The 6,221-nt window shown below is 71.5% G+C and carries 5 protein-coding genes; 1 reads left to right on the top strand and 4 read right to left on the bottom strand.

What is annotated here, in order from left to right; translation table 11 throughout:
- A partial coding sequence (locus tag D7V93_RS35690) for a Smr/MutS family protein (protein ID WP_244237703.1) occupies positions 1-297 on the top strand: 297 nt, incomplete at its 5' end.
- 20 nt (positions 298-317) lie between these two features.
- Here D7V93_RS35690 and D7V93_RS35685 read toward each other — a convergent pair.
- The 4 genes from D7V93_RS35685 to D7V93_RS35670 all read right to left on the bottom strand — a co-directional run.
- Positions 318-3,065 (bottom strand): SNF2-related protein, encoded by a 2,748-nt coding sequence (locus D7V93_RS35685; protein WP_120647612.1) that lies wholly within the window; start codon positions 3,063-3,065, stop codon positions 318-320.
- A 254-nt stretch (positions 3,066-3,319) separates the two neighbouring features.
- A complete protein-coding gene (locus tag D7V93_RS35680; protein WP_120647611.1) occupies positions 3,320-4,648 on the bottom strand; it encodes a DUF58 domain-containing protein in 1,329 nt (442 codons plus the stop codon).
- Positions 4,645-5,580: an AAA family ATPase gene (locus D7V93_RS35675; RefSeq protein WP_120647610.1), complete on the bottom strand. Its 936-nt coding sequence runs from the start codon at positions 5,578-5,580 to the stop codon at positions 4,645-4,647. Before D7V93_RS35675 ends, D7V93_RS35680 begins: the two co-directional genes overlap by 4 nt.
- A 62-nt stretch (positions 5,581-5,642) precedes the next feature.
- Positions 5,643-6,221: hypothetical protein (locus tag D7V93_RS35670; RefSeq protein ID WP_120647609.1), on the bottom strand; the 579-nt coding region annotated here is incomplete at its 5' end.

Raw genomic sequence — 6,221 nt, 5'->3', positions numbered from 1 at the left:
GGGCCGGAGCCCCCGCCCACCAGTGAGGACGAGGCCGTAGAAATTCCGGTCGATGGCAACCTCGACCTGCATCTCTTCCAGCCCCGGGACGTGAAGGCGCTCGTCACCGAGTACCTCTGGGCCTGCCAGCAGAAGGGGGTGCTCGACGTGCGCATCATCCACGGCAAGGGCACCGGCGCGCTGCGGCGCACCGTGCAGACCCTGCTGCCCACGCTGCCAGAGGTCGCCCATTTCCAGACCGCCTCGGAGGCGGACGGCGGTTGGGGCGCGACGTGGGTGCGGCTCAAGCCCCTGTGAGGGGGCCTGGACTCACGCGACTACGACAGCCAGAAGTACGCGGAGGCGATGAGGGTGCGCTTCTCCGTCACGCGCCCCTTCTGGGCCAGCTCCGCCAGCTGCCGGTCCTTCGCCGCGTAGCGCTTCTCCTCCTCGTTGCGCAGCGACGCCAGCTTGCGCCGGTACTCGCGCTCCAGCCGGTCCGAGTGCGCCCGCGCCTTCGCGCGCTCCGCCGTATCCTCCACGCCCGAGACTTCCTTGCGCGCGGTGGTCCACGCCTCGCGCGCGGCCTCCACCACCTCGCGCGACTCCATCAGGCAGTCCTCGACGTAGCGGTCCACCCGCTCGCGGGCCTTGTCCAGCTCCAACGCATTGCGGCGCTCGGCCGCGCGAATCAGCTCATCCTTCGCGGTCATGAGCGACTGCTCTTGCATGAGCTGGACCGACACCGGCGCGGGCTGCCGACGCTTCTCCTCCTTGGCGTCGAGCTTCGTGAAGTGAACACCGTCCGTCAGGGGCAGGGCGCGGAAGCCGCCCTCCCGGTCCTTCACCAGCACCAGGTGCACCAGCTTCTCTTCGGGCTTGAGGCCGGTGATCTCGAACTTGTAGGCGAACCACCAGCCCTCGCTGCCCGCGAGCCGCGCCAGCCGTGACGGCAGCCCCGCCGCGTCCAGCTGCAGGTAGCTGACGGCGTCCTGGGTGCGGTCGCGCACGGCGTAGGCGGCCTTGGCCACCTGGAGCCGTCCGGAGGTCCGGCTGCCCAGCACGGAGCCGGTGAGCGCCTTCGCCTCTTGCTGGCGGCGCGCCACCACCTCCTTGGCCTGGTCGCCGGCCACGCGCAGGCGCCTTCGCACGTCGCCGTCGAAGCGCTCCAGCACCACCGACTTCATCTCCGACATGCGCTGGGTGATGGCGCCTTCCAGCTCCTCGCGCAGCTTGTCGAAGGCGATGTTGATGTCGGCCGGGTTGCGGCAGGACTGGTAGATGTCCAGCACGCGCCGCTCGAAGTCGACGCCGCTCTCCAGCGCGCCCAGGATTTCATCCGACGCGCCGAAGACGCCGTCGAAGAGGTTGAGCTTCTTCTCCAGCAGCTCGAACAGGCGCGCGTCCGCCGCGTTCTGCCGGTTGAGGAAGTTCACCACCAGCACGTCGCGCTGCTGGCCGTAGCGGTGGCAGCGGCCGATGCGCTGCTCCACGCGTTGCGGGTTCCACGGCAGGTCGTAGTTCACGACCAGGTTGCAGAACTGGAGGTTGAGCCCCTCCGCGCCCGCCTCGGTGCAGATGAGGATCTGCGTGCGGTTGCGGAAGTCGTCCACCAGCGCCCGGCGCTCCTCGGGCGAGCTGCCCGAGTCTCCGGACAGCAGGGAGATCTTGTCCTTGTAGCCGTGCTCCGACAGCAGGTTGAAGATGTACTGCTGCGTGCGCTTGGACTCGGTGAAGATGAGCGCCTTCTCCGGCCAGCCGTGCGTGCGCATCACCGCGAAGGTGCGATCCAGCGCGCGCTTGAGCGCCTCACCCTTGGCGTTGATCCGGATGGAGTCCGCGAGGTCCGCGTACTGCCGCAGCTCCCACACCTCCTGCTCCAGCGTGCGTACCGCGGGGGCCTTGGCGGGGTCGTCGGACCACTCCTCGCCTTCCTCCACGAACTGCTTGGCCTCTTCCGGCTCGAAGAGCGCCAGGGCCTGCTGCCCCAGCCGCGCGGCCTCCAGGCGCTTCTGGAGGTTCTCCGACAGCTTGCGCAGCGTGGGCGCGATGGCGAACGTGGAGGAGGCCAGGAGCTTGCGGTAGCACAGCGTCAGCAGCGTCTTCTTGCCCGGCTCGATGGCCGCCACTTCGGAGCGCTGCAGGTACTCGCTGACCTTCTCGTAGAGGTCGTGCTCCTCGGGGGACGGATTGAAGTCCTCCACGATGCTGCGGCGGTTGGTGTAGCGCACGTACTCGCGCACCTGACGGCGCAGCGTGCGTTGCACCACCGGGGCCAGCCGCTCCTTGAGCTCGCAGGCGGCGGCCTCCGACATGCCGCCGCCCTCGTCCGCGCGGTAGCGGCTGCGGAAGGCGTGCTCGGGGCCCAATATCTGCTCGTCCAGGAGCGACATCAGGCCGAACAGCTCCATCAGGTTGTTCTGGAGCGGCGTCGCGGTGAGCAGCAGCTTGGGCCGGCCCGCGAGCCCCGCGCGCAGGGCCTGTCCCATCTTGTTGTTGGGGCGGTGCGCGTTCCGAAGGCGGTGGGCCTCGTCGATGATGACCAGGTCCCAGGGGATCTCCGCCAGCAGGTTCACGCGGTTGGCCGCGAAGGGGTGCGAGCAGATGACGGGGAAGGGCTGATCGAAGCAGTTGTTGTGGGGGCGCACGTTGCGGCCGTCCACCAGCACGCTGTCCAGGTCGAACTTCTCGCGCAGCTCCGCATTCCACTGCGCGCGCAGCACCGCGGGCGCGAGGATGAGGATGCGGTTCTTGCCCTCCGCCATGAGCTGGGCCACGACGAGGCCCGCCTCGATGGTCTTCCCCAGGCCCACCTCGTCCGCCAGCATGCAGCCGCCGCGCGACAGCGCGTCCATCGCGAACATCGCCGCTTCGACCTGGTGGGGGTTCAGGTCCACCTTCGCTTCGGACAGGGCGTTGGCCAGGCGCTGCTGCGTGTCGCCGCTCCGCGCGAGCAGCTCCTCCGCCAGCAGCCGCTCGTGGAAGGGCGTCAACGCCGCCGCGACCAGCTCCTCCGCGGCACGGGCCGCGACGGCCGCGGCGTCCGCCTCCACCGTCACCCTCAAACCCCTTGCGACCTCCGCCAAGTCCCGCCTCCCATCCGTAGGTTTGGAGCGTGCGCGCGCGTGCGCGGACGATTGAGGCGCGCCATTCTGGGGAGCGATCCGGATCTGTAAAGGGGGTCCTCCGCGAGGCCGAAAACTCGGCCTCCGCGCGATTGGCAAGCACGTCGTTCGGCGGAGCGCTGCTGCGTGCACTCACGCGTGCGGTGAAATGTTCCGCGGGTGTTCCAAAGGTCTTGACGAATGCGTCTGGCGCGCTCCACGAACACGCGTGTGTTTCAGAGCCGTCCGCGCGCCTTGACGTCCAGGTACACGTTGAGCGCCGCGGCCCCGAAGGCGCGTGCTGGCGCGCGCACGACCAGGGCTCCGGCGTCGCGCAGCGTGGTGGCGGTGAGGCGGTATTCGGCCTCCATGCGCGCTGCGGCCTGGCGCGCGTAGGCGGCCGGTGCGTCGCCGGGCACGTCCGTGGCCGCGGCCTCCAGGTCCTCGTCCAGCAGCGACGCGACGACGGGCAGGTGCCGGGGGCGCAGGGCCAGCGTGCGCGTGAGGAGCGTGGCGGACGCGTCCGGGTCCACCAGGTCGGTGAAGAGCACCACCAGCGCGCGGCGCGTCTGGCGGGCGAAGGCGAAGTCGAACGCGCGGCCGTAGTCGCTCTCCTCCAGGCCGGCCTCGGCGCGGTAGAGGGACTCGGTGATGAGGCGCAGGTGTTCGGCGCCCTTGCGCGGGGGGAGGAAGGCGCGCACGTCGCTGGCGAACGCCATGACGCCCACCACGTCGCCCGCGTCCAGGCTCACGCGCGCCAGCCGCAGCGCCGCGTCCACCGCGTGGTCCAGCTTGCGTCGGCCCTGCACCCGGCCCGCCATGTGACGGCCGCAGTCCAGCAGCAGCAGCACCGGCTGGTGCCGCTCCGGCTGCCACGTGCGCACCAGCGTGTGGGCGTGGCGCGCGGAGGCCTTCCAGTCGATGTGGCGGTAGTCGTCGCCCGGGCGGTACTCGCGCAGCGATTCGAACTCGCGGCCCTCCATCGCCTTGCGGCGCAGCGTGCGCGCGGACACGGCCTCCGACGCACGCGCCAGCGTCAGCGCCTCGCGCGAGAGGGCGCTCAGGTCCGGGTACACCTTCACGTCCCGGGCCGCGGGCAGGCGCACCTGCCGCGAGCACAGGCCCAGCGGCCCCAGGAGCCGCAGGTGCACGTCGCCGAAGCGCGCGTCGCCCCGGGCAGGAGGCCGCACCCGGTAGGTGAGCCTCGCGGACGCGGCCCCTGCTTCGAGCGCGAAGGGCTGGCGGTGGCCGTGGCTCTCCACGTCGAGGGGCGGCTCGTCGCGCAGCTCTCCCCGCACGGGCCTTCCAGTGCGCGCGCTCAGCACCCAGCGCACGGGGTTGTCCACGCCGGAGGAGAGGATGGGCTCCACCTCGCGGTGTGCTTCCACGTCGTGGGCCCGGGGCGCGCGCGCGAAGTCCACCGCGCACAGCAGGAGCACGGCCACGTCCACCGCGAGCGCCAGCCACCCGAAGGCGAGGCTTGCCACCGCGAGCGCCGCCGGCACGAGCGCCCCGGCGAAGAGGGCCACGGCGAGGCCGGTGGGGACGGGACGCCCGAGGCTCACCGGGGCACTCGCACCCGTTCGAGCATCTGCCGCAGGACGTCGTCCGGGGTGACGCCCTCCACCTCCGCCTCGGCCTTGAGGAGGAGGCGGTGGTTGAGGACGCTGGAGGCCACGGCCTTCACGTCGTCCGGGGTGACGAAGTCGGTGCCCTGGAGCGCCGCGTGCGCCTTGGACGCCGCGAGCAGGGCCTGGGAGGCGCGGGGGCTCGCGCCCAGTCGCACGCGGGGGTGGGCGCGGGTGTCGCGCACGAGCTGCACGACGTACTGGAGGATGGACTCGTCGCACGCGACGCGGGCCGCGCGGTCCTGCAGCTCCGTCAGCGTGGCCGCGTCCAGCACGCGCGGCACGGTGGGCGCACGGCCCTCGCGCTGGTGGTAGGCGCGCAGGAGCGCCCCCTCGGAGTCCGCGTCCGGGTAGCCCACGCGCACGCGCATGAGGAAGCGGTCCAGCTGCGCCTCGGGCAGGGGATAGGTGCCCTCCAGCTCCAGCGGGTTCTGCGTGGCGACGACGAAGAAGTGCGGCGGCAGCGGGTGGGTGACGCCGTCGATGGTGACCTGCCGCTCCTCCATCGCCTCCAGCAGCGCCGCCTGGGTCTTGGGCGGGGTGCGGTTGATCTCATCCGCGACCAGGACCTCCGTGAAGACGGGGCCCTTCATCAAGCGGAAGGACTGGGCCTGGGGCTGGAAGATGTTGGTGCCCAGGATGTCCGCGGGCATCAGGTCCGGCGTGAACTGCACGCGGGAGAAGGACAGTCCCAGGGCGCCGGCCATGCTGCGCGCGGTGAGCGTCTTGGCGACCCCGGGCACGCCCTCCAGCAGCACGTGGCCGCGCGCGAGGAAGGCTGTCACCAGGTCGGCCAGGACGCGGGGCTGGCCCACGACGGCCGAGCCCAGCGCATTGAGCAGGCGGGAGAGGGGCGAGGCGTCGGACATGGTGGCCGGCGACGGTAGCCCGCCTCCCCTCCGGCACGGCAGCGAAATCCTCGCCGCCGCCCCTACTGCGGGCGGCGCAGGCCCATCAGGCCGCCCAGCAGCGCAATCACCGCGCCGAGCACGCCCAGGAAGCACCCGATGCTCGGCGACGAGTTCATCATCTCCGAGTTGCCGAGCGGGGACGGCACCAGCGTGGTGTCCGACGAGATCTTCAGGAACACCAGCGACCAGACGAGGCACACGACGGTGGACACCATCTGCGCGCCCCACGGCAGCATGGGGCTGGCCCAGTCCATCAGGTTGCGCACGCGGATGCCGATGAAGACCATCGTCGCGACGGCGAAGAGGAACGAGATGAAGCCCAGGCTGATGAGGCCCAGGAAGTCACCGTCCGCGGCCGTCTCCTTCCACGGCATGAAGCAGGAGAGCACCACCAGCGCCGCGCCCCAGAACGCGATGCGGTCCGCGCCCTCCAGGTCCCGCAGGAACGAGCGCGCGTCGTCGAGCAGGACCTCCGGATCATCGATGGGCGAGCGGCCGGAGCCGGGCTCCCGCGCCTCGCGCGACCACGGGTCCGGCCCGGCGCTGGCGGCCTCCTCGTCGTCGTCGCGGGGCTCGGGAGCTGGCGCGCGGCGGGGGGG

Source organism: Corallococcus llansteffanensis (genome assembly GCF_003612055.1).
Classification (GTDB): Bacteria; Myxococcota; Myxococcia; order Myxococcales; family Myxococcaceae; genus Corallococcus; species Corallococcus llansteffanensis.
Note: the sequence above shows the minus strand (reverse complement) of the source record. Positions and strands in the feature narration are given on the sequence as shown.

Excerpts from the sequence above, each read along its gene's own strand:
- D7V93_RS35675 (WP_120647610.1), bottom strand. The coding sequence starts at position 5,580 with ATGTCCGACGCCTCGCCCCTCTCCCGCCTGCTCAATGCGCTGGGCTCG.